The sequence below is a fragment of the Psychrobacter sp. I-STPA10 genome, assembly GCF_021012795.1.
GTDB lineage: Bacteria > Pseudomonadota > Gammaproteobacteria > Pseudomonadales > Moraxellaceae > Psychrobacter.
In genome coordinates, this window is record NZ_VFYU01000009.1 from 20,700 (window position 1) to 39,962 (window position 19,263).

17 protein-coding genes are annotated in these 19,263 nt (G+C 39.2%); 16 read left to right on the top strand and 1 reads right to left on the bottom strand.

Annotation, left to right across the window (positions count from 1 at the left end; translation table 11 throughout):
• The first annotated feature begins 850 nt into the window (after window positions 1–850).
• From dnaA to FHK89_RS04130, 15 genes are all read left to right on the top strand, one after another.
• Window positions 851–2,254, top strand: a complete 1,404-nt coding sequence (gene dnaA, locus FHK89_RS04060) for a chromosomal replication initiator protein DnaA (RefSeq protein ID WP_230657056.1) — start codon at window positions 851–853, stop codon at window positions 2,252–2,254.
• Window positions 2,255–2,414: 160 nt separating this feature from the next.
• Window positions 2,415–3,686 (top strand): DNA polymerase III subunit beta, encoded by a 1,272-nt coding sequence (dnaN, locus tag FHK89_RS04065; RefSeq protein WP_230657058.1) that lies wholly within the window; start codon window positions 2,415–2,417, stop codon window positions 3,684–3,686.
• Window positions 3,687–3,751: 65 nt separating this feature from the next.
• Window positions 3,752–5,143 (top strand): DNA replication/repair protein RecF, encoded by a 1,392-nt coding sequence (recF, locus tag FHK89_RS04070; RefSeq protein ID WP_230657060.1) that lies wholly within the window; start codon window positions 3,752–3,754, stop codon window positions 5,141–5,143.
• Window positions 5,144–5,486: 343 nt separating this feature from the next.
• Entirely contained in the window at window positions 5,487–8,066 is a 2,580-nt protein-coding gene (gene gyrB / locus FHK89_RS04075) for a DNA topoisomerase (ATP-hydrolyzing) subunit B (RefSeq protein WP_230657062.1), read from the top strand.
• Window positions 8,067–8,548: 482 nt separating this feature from the next.
• Window positions 8,549–9,664, top strand: coding sequence for a LysM peptidoglycan-binding domain-containing protein (locus tag FHK89_RS04080; protein WP_230657063.1), 1,116 nt, complete (start codon window positions 8,549–8,551; stop codon window positions 9,662–9,664).
• Between the two features lie 17 nt (window positions 9,665–9,681).
• Window positions 9,682–10,914 carry a DNA-processing protein DprA gene (gene dprA, locus FHK89_RS04085; RefSeq protein ID WP_230657064.1) on the top strand — a complete coding sequence of 411 codons (1,233 nt, stop codon included), beginning with the start codon at window positions 9,682–9,684 and terminating at the stop codon, window positions 10,912–10,914.
• 54 nt (window positions 10,915–10,968) lie between these two features.
• On the top strand, window positions 10,969–11,628 hold the full coding sequence (locus tag FHK89_RS04090; RefSeq protein WP_230657065.1) for an L-threonylcarbamoyladenylate synthase: 660 nt from the start codon (window positions 10,969–10,971) through the stop codon (window positions 11,626–11,628).
• 116 nt (window positions 11,629–11,744) lie between these two features.
• Window positions 11,745–12,263 (top strand): GbsR/MarR family transcriptional regulator, encoded by a 519-nt coding sequence (locus FHK89_RS04095; RefSeq protein WP_230657067.1) that lies wholly within the window; start codon window positions 11,745–11,747, stop codon window positions 12,261–12,263.
• 111 nt (window positions 12,264–12,374) lie between these two features.
• Window positions 12,375–12,851, top strand: a complete 477-nt coding sequence (locus tag FHK89_RS04100) for a hypothetical protein (protein WP_230657068.1) — start codon at window positions 12,375–12,377, stop codon at window positions 12,849–12,851.
• A 109-nt stretch (window positions 12,852–12,960) separates the two neighbouring features.
• A complete protein-coding gene (locus FHK89_RS04105; RefSeq protein WP_230657070.1) occupies window positions 12,961–13,866 on the top strand; it encodes a TIGR01777 family oxidoreductase in 906 nt (301 codons plus the stop codon).
• A gap of 117 nt (window positions 13,867–13,983) precedes the next feature.
• Window positions 13,984–14,391 carry a DoxX-like family protein gene (locus FHK89_RS04110; RefSeq protein WP_230657072.1) on the top strand — a complete coding sequence of 136 codons (408 nt, stop codon included), beginning with the start codon at window positions 13,984–13,986 and terminating at the stop codon, window positions 14,389–14,391.
• A 105-nt stretch (window positions 14,392–14,496) separates the two neighbouring features.
• Window positions 14,497–14,970: a DUF2269 family protein gene (locus tag FHK89_RS04115; RefSeq protein WP_230657074.1), complete on the top strand. Its 474-nt coding sequence runs from the start codon at window positions 14,497–14,499 to the stop codon at window positions 14,968–14,970.
• Between the two features lie 107 nt (window positions 14,971–15,077).
• Complete coding sequence (locus FHK89_RS04120; protein ID WP_230657076.1) at window positions 15,078–15,557, top strand: thiol-disulfide oxidoreductase DCC family protein; 480 nt, start codon at window positions 15,078–15,080, stop codon at window positions 15,555–15,557.
• Between the two features lie 16 nt (window positions 15,558–15,573).
• A complete protein-coding gene (locus FHK89_RS04125) occupies window positions 15,574–16,488 on the top strand; it encodes an NAD-dependent epimerase/dehydratase family protein (RefSeq protein ID WP_230657078.1) in 915 nt (304 codons plus the stop codon).
• Window positions 16,489–16,551: 63 nt separating this feature from the next.
• Window positions 16,552–17,517 carry a fatty acid desaturase family protein gene (locus FHK89_RS04130; protein WP_230657080.1) on the top strand — a complete coding sequence of 322 codons (966 nt, stop codon included), beginning with the start codon at window positions 16,552–16,554 and terminating at the stop codon, window positions 17,515–17,517.
• Window positions 17,518–17,534: 17 nt separating this feature from the next.
• On the opposite strand, the gene FHK89_RS04135 is transcribed toward FHK89_RS04130, so the two are convergent.
• Window positions 17,535–17,996, bottom strand: coding sequence for a hypothetical protein (locus FHK89_RS04135; RefSeq protein ID WP_230657082.1), 462 nt, complete (start codon window positions 17,994–17,996; stop codon window positions 17,535–17,537).
• A 191-nt stretch (window positions 17,997–18,187) separates the two neighbouring features.
• On the opposite strand from FHK89_RS04135, the gene FHK89_RS04140 reads away from it, so the two are divergent.
• On the top strand, window positions 18,188–19,261 hold the full coding sequence (locus FHK89_RS04140) for a metallophosphoesterase (RefSeq protein ID WP_230657084.1): 1,074 nt from the start codon (window positions 18,188–18,190) through the stop codon (window positions 19,259–19,261).
• Window positions 19,262–19,263: the final 2 nt, after the last annotated feature.

Sequence of the window (19,263 nt, forward strand, 5' to 3'; positions counted from 1 at the left end):
TCTTTATTACTTATATTTTTTGATAGTATCAAATTAAATTTTTATTATAAATAATTTAAGTTTATTTTATTATATAAAGTTTTCATTATTTGCTATTAATCTGATTATGGGGTTATTGATAAGTAGTTTTTACAAACTAAGATTTATGGTTTCTTTGAGTAAAAAGTATCTTTTGAGATATTCTCTGCTGTGTAAAAATACGACTTATCCACAGAAAACGCTCAACTTAATAATAATAGTTATAAATATATATTGTTGTTATTGGTAGGTGTTATTTCTGTGGATAAGTCGTAAAATATAAATAAAATCATAAAGTTATATTGAGGAGAAGTCTGTGGACAAGCTGTGGATGAATTCGGGATAACTTTACGTTTTTAGTTATCCACAAAGTTATCCACAAAGTTATCCACAGAAAATAACGGTGTTATCCACAACTGTAATGTGCTAAAGTTATCCACTTAAAATAGATACATAGGCTGTGATGTATGCATGTTAGTTTAGGTTATTAGCATATAAAACAGAGTATGAGAATTGGCATTTTTTTAGATGATTAGGGTTAGGGTGTGGATAGAAAATTAATAGCAGATGCTGCTATTTATAGTGAACTAGCTTGATAGTAAACAGCAATAAAAACTGTATGAGTTAAAGCCAATATTTGAATCTTAATGGATAAAATTTTGGCGTGTTATCACGATGTTTTAATGGTAATTAATTTGTAACAAAATATTAATGTATGCGGTGAATTGCTAATAAGATTGCTTTTAGATTATTTTTAAGTTGATTATTATACTAATAAAATAATCAATAAAAATTAATCAAATATAAGATATAAAAGGTGAGTACAGAGGTAATGGATACAAGTGTAATCTGGGATAAGTGTTTAGAAGAACTAAAATATCAAGTCAAAGATAGTGTGTTTACCATGTGGCTACGACCTTTGTCTGCACAGGTGTTTGATGACCAATTGGTGGTACATGCACCGAATCAATATTTTGTTACTCATGTGAGTAAGCATCATTTGGCAGATATTGAAAAATTGGTACAAAAACACAGTAGTGGTAACATTGCTTCTGTGGTTATTCGTGTCGATACCTCTACGATGCTTGCAGAGCCAAATAATAGTGATCAAAGCCAGAGTTTAGATACAGCACAGGCTTTGGAGAAAAATAAGGTATTGGATAAAAAATCAACAGTCGCATCTATATCACCTATTAATTTAAGCACAGATAAATCTTTGAGTTATTTGAATCCTTTGTTTACCTTTGAGACTTTTGTTAGTGGCAAATCCAATGTCTTGGCATATAAAGCCTGTTTTGATTTGGGAAAGCGGCAATCACAAAGTCAGCATAATCCTTTATTTATTTATGGCGCATCGGGTTTGGGAAAAACTCATTTAATGCATTCTGTGGCACATCGCTATCTTAAACTTGGCAAAACTTTTTATTATTTCTCTTCTGAAAAGTTTATCAATCAGTTGGTATATGCATTACGCAATCAAAAAATTGAAGAGTTTAAAAAGAAAATAAAACGAGTAGATTTGCTGATTATTGATGATGTGCATGTGTTGGCAGGAAAAACAAAAAGTAGCAGTGAGTTTTTATCTTTATTTGCTGATTTTATGGTTGATGGTAAGCAAATTATCTTAGCCTCAGATCGACATCCGTCGCAGATGACAGAGTTTGATGAGCGTTTTCGGTCACGTTTTTCGTGGGGATTGACAGTGGCTGTTGAGTCACCAGAGATGGAAACTCGTATGCAAATACTACAAAAGAAAGCCAAGCTATCTGGAGTAGAGTTACCAAAAGAGTGTGCTTTGTTTATTGCGCAAAATGTGGTGTCCAATGTGCGGCGATTAGAAGGTGCTTTAAATCAAGTATTGGCAAATGCAAATTTAACGGGTCAGCCCATTGATTTGGATATGGTGCAATATGCGCTAAAAGACATCATTGCCATGCGTGTACAGTCTGTGAGTATGGATAATATTCGCAAAGTCGTGGCTGAATATTACGATGTGTCGTTAAAAGATTTGATGGGTAAAAAGCGCACACGCAGTATTGCGCGACCAAGACAAATTGCCATGGCATTGGCACGAGAGCTGACTGGAGATAGTTATCCTGATATCGGGCAGTCGTTTGGTGGACGGGATCACACCACGGTGATGCATGCTTGTGATAAGGTAGCGCAGTTACGTAATGAAGATCCTGTACTTGATAAGGAGTATAAAGCGCTTGCAATGACACTACAAGCAGGATAAAAACAGGATAGCAATAAGAAGGGATGGATAGTGATGGGACAATAAATTATCCTAAGGCAAAAGAACACATATTTGCTATACTAGCTTGTGTACAAGTATGGTCATGTTTTTATCAAATACTTTTTTATCTGTTGAATGCAATTAAGTTGAGCGACTTTTTATGGAACTAAATATTAATCGAGATTTATTGTTTAAGGCAATTGATTTAATATTCAAAGCAGTAGACAAACGTCCTAATATGACAATACTTGGTAATATTAAACTGGAGTTGTCACCTTCAACATTAACTTTAATTGTGTCCGATTTGGAAGTGGAGTTAATGGCCACCATCAATTTACCTGAAGGTGCGGTTGTCACCACTGGAGCAATTACGCTACCAACATTTAAGCTTAAAGATATTTGTAAGTTTTTGCCTGATAATGCGATGATTAAGTTAAGAACCATAAAAGAGGGTAGATGTGAGCTTATTAGTGGTAAAAGTCGCTTTATTTTAGGTACCCTGCCCGCAGAAGATTTTCCTGTATTAGATGATCCAGAAAATATAACCTCATTAACATTAAAAAGATCCGTTTTATTAGACCTCATTGCCTCTACTGAATTTGCAATGGCTATCCAAGATGTACGCTATTATTTGACTGGTATGTTGTTTGAAGTAGATAAAGGGGAAATTACAACAGTGGCAACAGATGGGCATCGTTTGGCTTTGTCACATAGTACGATAGATGTCAGCGCAGACTTAACACTACAAGCCATTTTACCGGGCAAGGCTGTTTCTGAGTTAGAAAGACTGCTGACAAGTATTGATCGATTGGTAGAAGATGCTGGCAAAAAAAATAAATGGAAATGGCAAGAGCTTCCAGACAGTCTTTTGGAGCTAAAATTTGGTCGAGAATTTTTAAGAGCAGAGATGTCGTTTGGAGAAGTTGATAATAATGGATTAATTGATAATAGTTTGGTGGTGACTTTTAAGGCTCGGTTGATTGATGGTAAATTTCCTGATTATCGCCGAGTTGTGCCAAGCATGAGTGATAAAAGTGCGATTTTACCGGGAGAAAATATCAGTACTGTATTACGTAGGGTCGCTATTTTAAGTAATGAAAAGTCGCGTGGTGTTATCTTCAACTTTGCTGCTGCAAATAATGTAGAGATAAAGGCGAATAATGCTGAACATGATAAAGCTGTTGAGATGTTGCAAATAGTGTATCAAGGAGATCCCATTGAGTTATCATTTAATGCATCATATTTACTTGATGTGCTTGATGTCCTGCATAAGACACAAAAAAGAAACAATAAACGATACAATTTAAGCCCATCAGATGATGTTTTACAAGGTGATGTGCAACTACACATGAGCCAATCGAATGCATCTGTATTGATCAATCAAGTACATGATTCACAGCATCAGTATGTCATTATGCCGATGCGTATCTAGTTAGATTATAGCGTGCAGTTAACATATTCGCTTATATTTGGCTTGTTTTTTGTTTGGGGTAGTGTGTGATATCGCAGTTAACCATTCATCATCTGCGTAATTTACAGCAAGTCAAGCTGGATTTAGCGCAGTGTAATGTATTGTATGGCGCAAATGGTAGTGGCAAAACGTCAGTATTAGAAGCTTTATTTTTGCTATCACGTGGCAAAAGTTTTCGTCATCATCAACCAAAACTCTATATTTCTCACCAGCAGCCGCATACAATTATTCATGCCAACTTTGCTGATGATAGCGCTATGGCAATTCAAAAGAAGCAAGATGCGAGCACCAATTTACGTCTTTGTGGACAAACCGTTTATACGCAAAGTCCGTTAACCCAGCGTTTGCCAACTTTATTAATAGATCCTTCTTCTATGGATATATTAGAGACAGGCAGTGCAGCAAGGCGGCAATTGATCGATTGGATGGCGTTTCACGTGAAACAAGGATTTCATTCACAGTGGCTTGCTTATCAGCGACTATTAAAGCAGCGTAATACGCTGCTTAAACGTTATTCTAATATAAACGCCCTTACAGCAACCATTCGCCAAGAGTTGGCTGCATGGGATAAGGGATTGGCTGCTCATGCGGCTCTGATTACCCATTATCGCAAGCAAGTGTTTAATGCATGGTTACCTGAGTTTTATGCATTGATTGAGCAATTACTACCCCAGTATGCCCATTATATTCACCTGCGCTTTTTGCCAGGCTATGATATTGATCAGCCTTTAGAGCAGATTTTACAGCAACGTTTGGCACAAGATTGTCAAATGGGCTATACCCGTATTGGCTGTCATCGAGCAGATATACAGATATTATGGCAACAAGTTGCTGATAATATGCAGGTGAAACAATCAAAGCTGCAAGATGAAAAGGTGCAAACAGATTCATTTGAGCAACCAATTGGTTTAGAAGAAGCTGGCATGGGCTCAAATCAGTGTGGTGCGTCTAATGACTCTATAAAGCACATCAAGGAGCAAGCGGTTAATGTGCTGTCTCGTGGTGAAAAAAAATTATTAATTACTGCATTGCGGCTTTCACAGTTACCTGTATTAAGTCAATCAGCTTTAGAGCAGCCAATGTTAGATCCATCAGCCACAAACCAAGCCACTGTCAATCAGTCTCTTGACCCTCTATTTATCTCAAACACACTGCAATCTAGCATATCACCGCAAGATCAAGCGGGCCTTTATAAGCGTCAATTAGAAGCAGATATAGTGCCCATTGTCATGTTAGATGATATCACCGCTGAACTAGATGATAAGGCAGTTGCAGTGTTATTATCGACATTATCTAAGATACCTTGTCAGTTATTTATTACCAGTTTAAATATAGAGATTGCGCAGCAAATAAGTCCATATTGGCAAAACTACCGTTTGTTTCACGTGAAACAAGGTAAGGTGCTGGCACAAAAATGAATCAACATCATAATTTCTCTTAGGTTATCTTGAGTGAGTTTAGCACCTTAAAAACTGCTTGCAACACGGGCTTGCAGTGACTTTTTGTATAAAAAATGCTAAAATAACGCTTATTTTTTCTGTGTCTACAAGGCAAATATCCTGTTATATTATGAGGATATCGCTAGCCTATAGACAATACCCTATATCGCCGTTTTTTGATTGTTTTTATCTAACTGTTTACTACCAATAGCGAAGGTGACTGAGCTTACTTATTATTAAGCAGATAGACACTGCTTGGAATGGTATTTTAAATAAAAAAATAAATCAAAAAAAGACGTTTGCCTTGACTAAAGGATGTTCCATGAGTGAGTTGCAAACCACAGAAATTGAAAAATCTCAGCAGTTAGCTGCTGATACCGACATACAGCCATCTGATTATAGCTCTAAAGACATTCGTGTATTGCGAGGGCTAGAGGCTGTGCGTGTGCGTCCTGGTATGTATATTGGTGATACTGATGACGGCACAGGTCTCCACCACATGGTATTTGAGGTGGTAGATAACTCCATTGATGAAGCCTTAGCAGGACATTGTGATCAGATTGATATCATCATTCATGAAGATGAGTCGGTGAGTGTGATGGATAACGGTCGTGGCATTCCCATTGATATCCACCCCGAAGAAGGCGTATCGGCAGCACAAGTGATTATGACAGTGTTGCATGCTGGTGGTAAGTTTGATGATAACAGCTATAAGGTCTCTGGCGGTCTACATGGTGTCGGTGTTTCAGTGGTTAATGCGTTATCTAAAAAATTAGAGCTAAATATTTGGCGTGAAGGGCATCATTATCAACAAACCTATACTGATGGTGTCCCAGATGGGGACATCCAGCAATTAGAAGCAACGGAAAAAACAGGCACGCAAATTCGCTTTTATCCAAGTGAAGAGATATTCTCAGGCACCATTTTTGAGTATGATATATTGGCAAAACGCTTACGTGAGTTGTCATTTTTAAACTCAGGGGTACGTATTGTATTAACTGACGAGCGTATTGATAAGCGACATGAGTTTGAGCACAAAGGCGGATTGTCTGAATTTGTTGCCTATATCAATGCAGGCAAAGAGACGCTTAATGAAGTGTTTCATTTCGTCAGTGAGCAAGATGATGGCATCAGTGTTGAGGCAGCGTTGCAGTGGTCAGATACTTATAACGAGAAGGTGCTGTGCTTTACCAATAATATCCCACAAAAAGATGGTGGCACGCATTTATCAGGTTTTCGCTCCGCTTTAACCCGCTGTCTCAACAGCTATATGGACGCTGAAAAACTCTTTAAAAAAGAGAAAGTAAATACCACGGGAGATGATGCTCGTGAAGGTTTGACAGCCATTGTTTCAGTCAAAGTACCCGATCCGAAATTTTCGAGTCAAACTAAAGATAAACTGGTCTCTAGTGAAGTAAAATCTGCGGTTGAATCAGCAATGCACGATAAATTTAGTGATTATTTGCTTGAACACCCTGCTGCGGCAAAATCTATCGCGGGTAAAATTATTGATGCGGCGCGTGCACGTGATGCAGCGCGTAAAGCACGAGAGATGACACGGCGTAAGACCACCTTAGATATCGCAGGCTTACCTGGTAAACTTGCAGACTGCCAAGAAAAAGATCCTGCGCTATCAGAGTTATATATTGTGGAGGGTGATTCGGCAGGAGGATCAGCTAAGCAAGGACGTAGTCGTAAGACACAAGCCATCTTGCCACTCAAAGGTAAAATCTTAAATGTCGAGCGTGCCCGCTTTGATAAGATGTTATCTTCAGCAGAAGTCGGCACGCTGATCACTGCTTTAGGCTGTGGCATTGGTCCTGATGAATATGATCCAGATAAAATTCGCTATCATAAAATTATTATTATGACCGATGCGGATGTCGATGGATCACACATTCGTACGCTGCTATTGACCTTCTTCTTTAGGCAAACACCTGAGCTGATTGAGCGTGGTTATATTTATATTGCACAGCCACCGTTATACAAAATCAAAAAAGGTCGCCAAGAGCTGTATCTAAAAGATGATGAAGCGCTAAAGGCTTATTTATTATCCTCTACCATTGATGATACTAAGCTACATGTCAGTGCTGATGCCCCTGCAATTACTGGACAAGCATTAGAGAATTTGTTGAATGCTTATAATCAAACTCAATTAATTAAAGCACGTTTGCAAATTCGCTATCCTGCTATCTTGCTTGATGCGCTGACACATGTGCCGAAGCTAACCACTGCGATGACCCATGATTATGACAGTATGCAGCAGTGGAGTAAGCAATTACAGCAGCAACTTGAGTACTTTGGTAGTGATTTATCACCACAAATACAACTAGAAGACTTGCATGCAAAAGTAGTTAGTGAACCAGACGCTTCTTTGCAGTCAGAGACCGAAGAAACTTTGTTTGAAGCTGAAGTGTCTGGTCATTCATCTGAGACGATCAAACATGAACCACAGTGGTTGCCAAGAATTACGGTCTATGTGCATCAGTTGGCGCATCATTACCTATTAGATGCCAGTTTTATCAACTCAAGTGAATATGCACGCTTATTGCGTCTGTCTGCTGAATGGAATACTCTATTAACCGATACTGCCTTTATTCACCGTGAAGGTGCCACAGTTAAAGACTTGCCACTAAAAGACTTTGATCATCTATGGCAGCAGGTGATGTTAGATGCACGTCGTGGTTTGGGTGTGCAGCGTTATAAAGGTCTGGGTGAGATGAACCCTGATCAATTATGGGATACTACCATGGACCCTGAAAATCGGCGTATGCTTCGAGTGACCATTGAAGATGCGATTGCCGCTGATCATCTGTTTACTTGTTTGATGGGTGATAATGTAGAGCCTAGACGGGCATTTATTGAAGAAAATGCATTGACAGTATCTAACTTGGATATTTGATATTTAGATATATGGTATTGATTAACGTAAGAATCTGTATTCATAATCTAAAATTAGGGTGTTTTTAGGCAAAAATTCACCATTGTGGGTTGTGAATATAGGTTGTCAGAGTTTAGCGATGAGATACAAGCTGGATGCTTTAGACGTTGCGTTAAAAACCACTCTAATGATTAGAGTGGTTTTTTATGTTTCATGTGAAACCTTAATAATCCTATCCTAACCCAGTCACCGACAATCTATAAAATTGCGTAAGTCCTAAATATATAACATAAAGTTGCATAAGTTATCACTGTCAATTGAAATGGCAAATTTTTAAAAAACTCCGTCGCGGTAAGTAACAGTGATTGTGCTATAGTTAATAAAATTGTAAACTTAAATAGTAAATTGTGTGCTATGTTCTTTGTCCTCCGTGTGTCAATGAGGCATTACTTACCTATACGTTGCTCTATTTTATTATCGCTGCTAGATAAATGGATAAAATAATGAAATCTAAACAAACCATATTAAAACGCTTGATTACCACCAGTGTCGCAGGGTTGATGTTGCTTGCAGGAAGCAGTGTTTATGCAAATAATCCACCACCTACCATAAAAGTAGATGCACCAAATCGCTATATTGTCAAAAAGGGTGATACCTTGTGGGCAATCTCAGGACGTTATTTAGATAGTCCTTGGCGTTGGAAGGAAATATGGGCTGCCAACAGACAGATTAAAAATCCCAATCTTATCTACCCGGGTGATGTGTTAATATTATGTGTGATTAAGGGACAAACTTTGGTGGGTATCGACACAGGTAAAGGCTGTGCTGGGGTAGAAGAAGCCATTACTAAAAACACCCATGCTAATGTTACAACCACACAAAGTATTACCATTACGCCATTAGATAATAGTATTCCACCTATTCCTTTATCTGCCATTCAATATTGGTTAGATAGAGCAGCTATTGTGAATCCTGAAGATTTAGAAACAACACCTTATGTATTTGCATCTAAAAATAGCAACTTACTTACCAGTACAGGTGATACTATATATGCCAGAGGGGTGGCCCTTATCATTGGACAAAAATATGGTATTTATCGTATTGGTGAGCCGTATGTTGATAATAAAACTCAAAAGGTTGTGGGCGTAGAAGTCAAAGAAGTGGCCTCTGGTATCGTAACAGCAGTTGCTGCTAATGGTGTGTCTAGTATTAAACTACTGAAGGCGTATGAAGAAGAGGTACGTGAGGGTGATCGAGTATTTGTTGGACTCGGTAATTATTTGCCTCCCGTCTTTTATCCCACACCAGCTGAAGTAAATCGTGGTGGCTTAATCGTGCGGGTTATGAACTCAATCAGCCAAGCAGCTAAAGGCAGTGTGGTTGTTGTTAACCTAGGTACAAAAAATGGTGCGAAGGCAGGTGATGTCTTAAGTGTATTCCACAAAGGTGCTTTGGTTAGAGATATTCGGGACAATGATACTCCTGTACGATTGCCTAGTGAAGTTGCTGGTCATGTGATGATTTTTAAAACTTTTGACAACTTAAGCTATGCTTATGTACTTGATGCGCAATTACCTTTAGGTGTTGGTGATCAATTATTAACACCTATCGATTTTTAATATGACTGAGTAGCAGAATGTCCTCTGAGCAGCAAGCGATTTTAATACTATGGCAGCGAGTAAACACCTCGCTGTCTGCATTTTATAAGCTGTTTAAGTTTTTTGGCTCAGCACAGCAGGCACTACAAGCAACAGGTACTGATTGGACAGATTTAGGTATTCATGCAAAACATATTGAGCGTCACCATCACAGTAGCAAGCAGCAAGATAGCCAATTTATAGCGTCTATTTTGTCTCAACAACAAGCAGGAGCTTATCAACTTGTATTTATAAATGATGAGCGTTATCCAGCACAGTTAAAGCAGTTATTTGATCCTCCACCTGTACTATTTACTCGTGGTAACGTACAGCGTCTAAGTGAGCCACAAATTGCCATTGTGGGTAGTCGTAAACCAACTTCACAAGCACAAAAAATCACCTTTGATATGGCACAATATCTTGCTTGCGCAGGGTATGTGATTACCAGTGGTTTAGCGCAAGGAGTAGACGCTCAAGCTCATTTAGGTGCGCTCAGTCAGCCAACTGAACAAGCAGGGCGTACGATAGGGGTGATGGGTACGGGCATTGATGTCTGCTATCCAAAGCAGCATGGGGCATTATTTGAACGTATTATTGCTGAGGGAGGCTGCTTAATTAGTGAGCTGTTGCCACAAACACCTGCCAATAAACATACCTTTCCGCGGCGTAATCGGATAGTAGCAGGCTTGAGCCTAGGGACGATTGTCACTGAAGCGGCGCTGCAATCCGGTTCACTAATTACCGCTCGGCTGACCTCAGAGCAAGGCAAACAAGTATTTGCCATTCCCAGTCATATTGATAATAAAAATGCTGAAGGGTGCTTGCATCTTATCCGTGAAGGTGCGACGCTGATTTATCATCCTGATCAGGTTATTATGGATTTGAGCAGCCAAATTGGTAGTATCATTGGTAGTCAATTTGACAATCAAAGCAAGCATGACTCAAATATTGATAAAATACAGCAGTCAAAATCAAAGACATCTGTGCTCACTAACAGCAAGTCTACGACCGCTGCCACAATGACCTTAGAAACTGCGTCCACTTTGCCTACCACAATGAGCGTTGCTGCACATTTACAACCACTCTGGGTACATTTAACCTGGGAAGGTCAGGATTTAGATGCGCTTATTACAAAGACACAGCTTGATACACCAACTTTATTAAGCCAGCTAATGGAGCTTGAGCTATTGGGTACTATAGAGCAAATAGGTGGGCGTTATAAGCGATTGTAATTCATTATTTATTTGGAATTGATTACATAACTAATATGGTCGTAGTAAGACGATATGAAAGATTTTGCCAAGTATCTTATTACCAAGCCAAACCAAGCTGCTGTATGGTTACAGCAAGGAGGGCTACTGGCTTATCCTACCGAAAGTGTTTGGGGCATAGGCTGTGATCCATTCAATCAAGCTGCTGTACAAACACTCCTTACCCTTAAGTCTCGCCCCATAGAAAAAGGTTTGATTGTCATCACTGATAAGATTTGCCGAATTAAGCCATTGATAAGTGTATTAACCACTAAACAACAACAACAATTAGCCAGCACATGGCAACCTATCCCTCATACTAGCGGTTCATCTCTATCTATATATCAGCGACAGCAAGCTCACACATGGTTATTACCAATCCCTGATGACTTATCTATCAGCATACCTACATGGATAACAGGCAATCATAGCAGTGTGGCAGTGAGAGTCATTACGCATCCATTGATTCAGCAGTTGTGTGAGCAGATGGTATCAGCAACTAATCCCTATGGGATTATCGTCTCAACAAGTTGTAATCCGACAGGCAAGCCACCTGCCAGTAGTTTACAACAGGCGATTAGCTATTTTGCTGATACTGATTTGGCAAATCATATTCGCTATTTACAAGGCGATACCTTGGGCTATACTTTACCCAGTCAAATTGGTGATATCAACACAGGTAAAATGATACGTTAATGGAAAATCAAACCAGTGAGAGCTAGTGTTTATTTATAATTTCAATCTTGACAGAAATAAAAGAAAGGTGCATGATTGTCACATCAACTATTCATATTTAAGAGTAACAAGAAACAATGAAACTAAACCCAACTACCGAACAGTTTATCTTACATTGGGGTGAAATGGGCTCACAATGGGGTGTCAATCGTACCATGTCACAAATCCATGCCCTACTATATATTATCGGTAAACCACTCAATGCTGAAGAAATCACCGAAACTTTAGGTGTGGCTCGTTCTAATGTATCGACCAGTATTAAAGAGCTGCAAAATTGGGGCTTGGTACAAAAGGTATCGATATTGGGTGACCGCCGTGATCACTTTACCACGCATGGTGATGTCTGGGAGTTGGCTCGTATCATTGTGATTGAACGTCAACGGCGTGAGCTGGATCCGACGGTACAGTTTTTACAACAGTTGATAGACAGCCCAGAATTTGCACAAGAAAACAGTCAAGTACAACACAAAATCCAAGAAACGCAAGAGTTTGTATCTACGCTGACCAGTTGGTCGACAGAAATGCTAAAGCTACCCACCACTACCCTTAAAAAAGTGCTAAAACTGGGCGCAAGTATCAAAAAGTTTTTACGGTAATGTATGCTTGTTCAGGCTTCTAATTATTTATTTATCTATGAGTTTCAGTTAAGACAGAAGTTTTAGAAAAATATAAAAAAGAAAGGGATCAACGTGAATAATGATTGCAATATGATTGATAAAGCTTCTGTGGATACACCAATAGACTATCCCGCGAAACAAGTTTTAATATTATTTTCGTTAGTTGGTACTGTTATTGGTGGCATCATCTTAACAATGATAATGTTATTAATTGATATTAGCTTTGGTTATCAGATGGTGATTTTTTCTTTATTAATCGGCATTTTACCTGCCACTTTAACGGCAGTATATATGTGCTACCAACAGATTTATGCTGAAGATATCTTCAATTCTCCAGTTGTATTTTTTGCAGGTGCGGTTAGCTCTATTATTTTTGCGATGTCGGTGATTGTTCTTATTAATATCATTATAAGAGAAAATTTTATGGAGTTTTTGGTATGGAGTAACTTAGTAGCTTCATTAATAATAATGATTTTTGTGGGTATATTGGGGGGAATTTGTGCGATATTTGCGGGGTTATGTACTTTGCCCAAACAAACGTCCTTACCAAAAAATAGAAGCCAATAATCAAAGCTAACAATAGACTCCAAACAGCAAGAAAACCGAAACCAAAAGACAGAGCATATCAGTACTTATAGTAGTATTTAGCATTGGACAAACAATAAAGGTATCAGTAATGAATATTTTAATCAGTGGTGGTTCAGGGTTTTTAGGCAGTGCCTTAACCGATAGCCTAATACAGCAAGGTATGACGGTTACATGGCTGACCCGTGATAGCAGTCAAAGCCACCCCAAAAACGTACACATGCTGTCCTATGAGCAATTAATAAGTGACAGTATTAGTCAAAGCTATGAGGTCATTATTAATCTGGCAGGGGCAGGGGTTGCTGATAGCCGTTGGACGGACAAACGTAAACAGCAATTAATGGACAGTCGTCTAAAACCCACGCAAGCAATTTTGGACTTTATCGCTCGTAGTGAGCATAAACCTAAGTTACTCATTAGTGGCTCGGCGATTGGTTGGTATGGCACTCAAGGCGATACGCCTTTGACGGAGGATAGCCCTGCTAAGTCTGATTTTGCGCATGAGCTTTGTGAAGCGTGGGAACAGCTTGCGATGACGGCAACTGGGCAAGGTGTACCTGTGGCAATCGTGCGTACAGGCGTAGTGATTGACACACATGGCGGCATGTTGGCAAAGCTGCTAACCCCATTTAAGCTTGGCTTGGGTGGCAAGTTGGGTGATGGTCAGCAAATCATTAGCTGGATAGGTCGTCGTGATTGGGTAAGGGCGGTGCAGTTTATTATTGAGCGTCATATAGATAGCCAAAATAAAGTGATGATTTATAACCTAACTGCTCCTAACCCCATCAGTAATTACACTTTTACTAAGGCAGTGGGAAGTTGGCTGAATCGTCCGACGTGGTTTACGCTACCAAGATTTTTATTGAAATTATTATTTGGTGAAATGGCAACCTTACTGATGGATGGTCAAAAGGTTTTACCCCAAGCATTATTGAATACTGGTTTTGTGTTTGAGCACCAAAGGATTGATACGCTATTAGCCAGTCAGGATAAATAAGTTATCAAATATGGTTATCATGTTTCATGTGAAACATCTAAATTGTAATCTACCATGTGATAAACATAGTGCTAAATATAAATGTTTCATGTGAAACATCTAAAAAGCAGTAAAAATATGGACAATTTGAGCATACAACACACGCAAACTTATTCTCCATTGATGTTGCCTAATTATCTCTATCTTAGTTTGGCGGTATTATGGGCATATAGTGGCATTATGCCAGTATTATTTGCGCCGACTGAGTCTTTGGCAATGTTGGCAAAATTGGGTATCGCTGAGTCATTACAATGGGGTATATTTTTATTTGCCTCTGTTTTAGATGTGGCGTTTGCGATATTGATTATCAGCCGTTGTCGTTATCAGGCATGGCTATGGTTGGCTCAGTTTGTGGTGGTAGCAAGTTATAGCATCATCGTGGCAGTGGGCTTACCTGAGAATTGGACACACCCTTTTGCGCCACTGATTAAAAATGTACCAATTATGGCGTTGTTGTTTTATTTATATCAACGACATAAGCATTAATTTTTCTAGCCACTTTTTTTTAACCATTTTTTGAACGGCTTTTTTTTAAAAGGTTATTTCAGTTTTAACAGAAATTACTAAAATTATTTTGGTATACGAGGTGTCATGATGGATACTTATCTCATTGTCAAAACCCTACATATTTTATCAGCAACCTTGATTATGGGAACAGGACTCGGAACGGCGTTTTATCTGTTTATGGTCAATCGTAGTAACTGTGTGCCTGCACAAGCGGTGGTGAGTAAATGGGTGTGTAAGGCGGATTGGTGGTTTACCACGCCTGCGGTGATTTTTCAGCCATTATCGGGATTATGGTTGGCGCACCATATCCGTATGCCAATGAGCGCGACATGGATTTGGCTCACCTTTGCATTGTTTATATTTGCAGGGCTGTGTTGGCTACCTGTGGTGGTGTGGCAAATTCAAATGCGCAATATCGCCAATGAAGCTTATAAGGCAGGTGAAAGCAAGCTACCCAAACGCTATTGGCAATTGGCCAGACGTTGGGAAACTTTGGGCTATCCTGCGTTTACAGCAGTGATAGTGATTTTCTTTTTAATGGTATTAAAGCCGATGTAAGCAATTAAGTATGTTGATTGTTTCATGTGAAACTTTTTGGTAGCTATTCAAAGTGTACTGCAAAACATACATGACAAAGCATAAATGACAAAACAGGAAATAAAAACATGACACATATAAAGCAACAATCCAAAGTTAAGCCAACAAACGCAACTGCGACACCCATCACCATGTATTACGATGATGCTTGTGTGATATGCAGTACCGAAGCAAAAAATATGCAGTCACGTAACCCAACTGGTATACGCCTTATACCTGTCGATGTTGGTATTGAGGAGCTAAATAAGGCAGGGTTTAGCCGAGAAGACGCCATGACTTATTTATGTGTGCAAGATGGTACAGGTAATTGGCATACACACATGGAGGCGGTGCGATTGTTGTATAAAACCGCAGGAGTAAAATATGCTGACTGGCTGTATTTACCTGTGATTAAGCAAGCAGGTGATTTTGTTTATCCTTTTATCGCCCGTAACCGTTATCGTTTTCCTGATTGGTTGGTGGTGATGCTTTATGGTGAAGCAGTAAAAAATCAATGCCAAGATGGGGTGTGTAAATTACCAGTAAGCGAACGTTTAAAGAATAAATAAAAGTGAGTAAAGAAAAATGACCATTTTATTATTAGGCAGTTCGGGATTTATTGGGCGACAAGTCAGGTTATTACTTGAGCAAATGGGGCATGATTTACGTCTGCCAAGCCATCAGCAGGTAGATTTTATGAATCTTGATGTGCACAGTGATGAGCAAAATCTCACCGAGCTATTAATGGGGGTGGATGTGGTCATTAATATGGTGGGTATTATGAGCAATGATGCAGGTAAGCTTGAGCCAGTGCATCATTATAGTCCTGTTCGTTTAGCCAAGCTTGCCAAAAGTTTGGGGGTCAAACGCTGGGTAAATTTATCGGCTTTGGGCGCAGAATGCCAACATTCAGTGGCTTTTTTGGCAACCAAAGGTCGGGGTGATAAGGCGTTGCAACAGCTCGCTGATAATACGTTTTCGGTCGCCATTGCCAGACCTTCACTAATATTTGGTCGTACAGGTAATCAATATGGGGCAAGTTGTGCGCTGTTTATCAAGCTGGCTAAATTGCCTGTGCTGTGTTTGCCGAATGCAGGCAAGTTTTATATACAGCCTGTGCATGTTAATGAGGTGGCGATGGGCTTGGTTAGATTAGCAACGTTCAAGCCACATCATAATGATGCAACATCTACAATCATCAATTTTACGGGTAAAACAACGGTCACGTTAGCAGATTATCTACAAGCCATACGCCAAACTATTCATCAAAAACCACCGTCAATTATCATTAACGTACCCATGGCATGGGCAAAAATGGGCATGGCATTGATTAAGCCGTTGAATTTATTTAACAGCAATTCTAATAGCAGGTCCAATACGATGTTAAGCCAAGATAGTTTGACCTTATTACAAAATGGCTCGGTGGCAGATTATCAACCGTTTGCCAAGTTATTAAGACATGAGCCAATGGGCTACGAAGAATTTTTAACTGTTTTTTAATTTATGTATCAATTTCTGTTTTTACAGAAATAACTATAATAATATAAAAAAAGGAAGAGGGTCATGTCACAGAATGATACTAGAATAAATCCGCCAACAAACCATGTATATAATCAAAGATTAAACCCCAAAAAATCTTTAATTGTGTGGCAAGATTTACGCCAGCTAAGTCGTGTGCAGGTGCTAAAAAATATTTTATTTCCCACGCCTTTTTTGGTGTTATTTTGGCTTTGTCTAGCACAAAATTGGTGGTTTGCGGCATTTGCGATGGCTTTTTTTAGCTTTAGTGCTTGTTTGCGTTTGGCACATGATTGTTATCATCGTAGTTTGGGTGTGTCTAAAATAGTGAGTGAATCTTTGTTGTTTATTCTAAGTGGGGTTTTATTTTGTAGTACCCATGCCATTCGCCATACCCATTTACGCCATCATCGTGAAGCCTTAAGTGACAGTGATATTGAGGGAGCATGGGCAAGATTGCCTTGGTATGTGGCTTTGTTTGCAGGCATTGTATTTACCATCAAAATTCAGTGGGCAGGACTGACTCAATCTCACCCTGCACAGCAAAGATTGGTCATTATTGATTTGCTTATTATCACTACCTTACTAAGTGTTGCTATGATAACCATGCACCCTATTTTATTGGCACACATTGCAATAATGTCATTGGGTAATATGTTGGTGGGATTTTTTGGGGTGTGGTTGTTACACCATGATATTGAGCCTGATATTGAAGCGGAAGTGCCTGCTCGTAGTGAGCGTAATTGGTTTATTAATTTGCTTACCTTTGGGCAGTTTTATCATCGTGAGCATCATTTATACCCTGCTGTACCCACTGATAATCTGCACAAATTGGCACAAAGATTGGATAGCTTATCGCTTGTCAAGCCTATCGCCGTTGTGCCGTTTTTGCCACAGGCTGATTTATCAAAGCACAGTTTATCAAAGCCTTGTTTGTCTAGCTCCAAGATACAGAGGATACAAAAGGTACAACCGCCATTTAAGTTATCAATGATTAAGGTAAGAAGTTAAGGTGAAGATTTGGTTTGTTATTTTGATTGCCCTTTTGACTGCCCCTTGGACTGAACCAACCCCACAATCAAACTAATCACTCCGACCAATAATGATAAGAAAAACCCTGTGAGTAAGGTGGCTAATAGGGCAAATAAAAAGGGCTGATTATTGGGATTAATAAATGATTCTAATAGGGTCATTGCCGCTGCCCCTGCCCATATCTCTGGAATAATTGGCATCTGAATAAAAAACCCAAAATTAAGCAGTTGCAAGCCTGCTTTGATATACACCCCAGTGATAAGGGCTTTATGCGCCGTCTTGTGTTGATGTTTAAGCAGATAGCCATCAAGTAGGGTATAAGCCACCACAAAACAAGCAATACCAACTAACATACCTAAAATATAAGGTATGGAATTATCTAAAAAAATTGCCCAAACAAAGCTGGCAATGGCATTAACCACTACCCAAAAAGTCCAAAATCCAAAACGGTATCGCATAATATCTGTTCCATAAATGAGTATTTATACTATGAATTAGCCATCAAATAATGAAATCCTAGCTTACTAGCCTTCTCATAATTTATATATGGAAAATGGATGAAAACTCGGTGAAAAAATGACACTGTGACTCAGTGTGTCTCAATTTTAAATTATGATGAGTTTTTTATGATGTAAAAGATAGCAAGTTTATGTGGTTATTTATTGTTTTATCGCAAGTATTGGCATTATCGACCAGTGTGATTTTATGGTGGTTTGTGCAGCCCAAGACGTTAGCAAAGCGAGTCATTTTGGTTTTTAGCATATTTTTATTGAGTAACATGGCATTATTCTATGGACTCAGTGACTTTTGGCGTGAGCGTTTTCGGCTTTATTTAATGTTTAGTATTTTGCAAGGGTTTTTAATTTATACATTTATAATTATCTGTGCTGTGGGTGTGGTGTATTGTCATGTATTGAAGCGAGTTGCCTTACCAAGATTGACACGATTATTAGCCATTGTGGTTTATATCAGTATTGTCGGATTGGCGATATTTAATGCTTATTCGCCTGTGGTACATCATCTGATGCTGACTACCGATAAACCACTCAAGCAGCCGATGCGTCTGGTGCTAGTGTCTGATACACATTTGGGTAAATGGTTTGGTAATCGGCAATTAGATAAGTTAGCCACGTTGGTTGCCGCTCAAAAGCCAGATGTGGTAGTCATCGCAGGCGATATCATGGATGATTACACTGACTATTATGAGCAAACTAATATGCACTCCCATTTTTCTAAGCTAAGCGCACCACTTGGCGTATATGCGGTATTGGGTAATCATGATTATCGCGGACAAGATGACGCCATTGCCACAGCCGTCAGCCAAGCAGGAATGACGGTGCTGGATAATGAGGCTATTTTATTAGAGGATACGCTGTGGCTGGTAGGACGCTCAGATGATGTGGATCACACTCGGCTCAGTGCAAAGACTTTATTAACGCAGGTGGACACAAATAAACCTGTGGTGTTTTTGGAGCATCGCCCTTCAGCGATAGATGAAATTAGCAAACTGCCCATAGACGTGCATTTATCAGGGCATACTCACGGTGGACAAATCTTTCCACTAACGGTATTGATGGATTGGTTTACCCCATTAAATCATGGTAATAAGCATATTGGGAATACACAGTTTGTGGTGAGCTCGGGCTATGGCTTTGGTAGCGTGCCTTTTCGTTTGGGTACACGTTCGGAGATTTGGGTGCTGACATTAAAATCGGCTAAATGATG

Excerpts from the sequence above, each read along its gene's own strand:
- gyrB (WP_230657062.1), top strand. The coding sequence starts at position 5,487 with ATGAGTGAGTTGCAAACCACAGAAATTGAAAAATCTCAGCAGTTAGCT.
- FHK89_RS04135 (WP_230657082.1), bottom strand. The coding sequence starts at position 17,996 with ATGCGATACCGTTTTGGATTTTGGACTTTTTGGGTAGTGGTTAATGCC.
- dnaN (WP_230657058.1), top strand. The coding sequence starts at position 2,415 with ATGGAACTAAATATTAATCGAGATTTATTGTTTAAGGCAATTGATTTA.
- FHK89_RS04140 (WP_230657084.1), top strand. The coding sequence starts at position 18,188 with ATGTGGTTATTTATTGTTTTATCGCAAGTATTGGCATTATCGACCAGT.
- FHK89_RS04105 (WP_230657070.1), top strand. The coding sequence starts at position 12,961 with ATGAATATTTTAATCAGTGGTGGTTCAGGGTTTTTAGGCAGTGCCTTA.
- FHK89_RS04110 (WP_230657072.1), top strand. The coding sequence starts at position 13,984 with ATGGACAATTTGAGCATACAACACACGCAAACTTATTCTCCATTGATG.
- FHK89_RS04125 (WP_230657078.1), top strand. The coding sequence starts at position 15,574 with ATGACCATTTTATTATTAGGCAGTTCGGGATTTATTGGGCGACAAGTC.
- FHK89_RS04100 (WP_230657068.1), top strand. The coding sequence starts at position 12,375 with ATGATTGATAAAGCTTCTGTGGATACACCAATAGACTATCCCGCGAAA.
- FHK89_RS04090 (WP_230657065.1), top strand. The coding sequence starts at position 10,969 with ATGAAAGATTTTGCCAAGTATCTTATTACCAAGCCAAACCAAGCTGCT.
- FHK89_RS04115 (WP_230657074.1), top strand. The coding sequence starts at position 14,497 with ATGATGGATACTTATCTCATTGTCAAAACCCTACATATTTTATCAGCA.
- dnaA (WP_230657056.1), top strand. The coding sequence starts at position 851 with ATGGATACAAGTGTAATCTGGGATAAGTGTTTAGAAGAACTAAAATAT.
- FHK89_RS04095 (WP_230657067.1), top strand. The coding sequence starts at position 11,745 with ATGAAACTAAACCCAACTACCGAACAGTTTATCTTACATTGGGGTGAA.
- FHK89_RS04080 (WP_230657063.1), top strand. The coding sequence starts at position 8,549 with ATGAAATCTAAACAAACCATATTAAAACGCTTGATTACCACCAGTGTC.
- dprA (WP_230657064.1), top strand. The coding sequence starts at position 9,682 with ATGTCCTCTGAGCAGCAAGCGATTTTAATACTATGGCAGCGAGTAAAC.
- FHK89_RS04120 (WP_230657076.1), top strand. The coding sequence starts at position 15,078 with ATGACACATATAAAGCAACAATCCAAAGTTAAGCCAACAAACGCAACT.
- FHK89_RS04130 (WP_230657080.1), top strand. The coding sequence starts at position 16,552 with ATGTCACAGAATGATACTAGAATAAATCCGCCAACAAACCATGTATAT.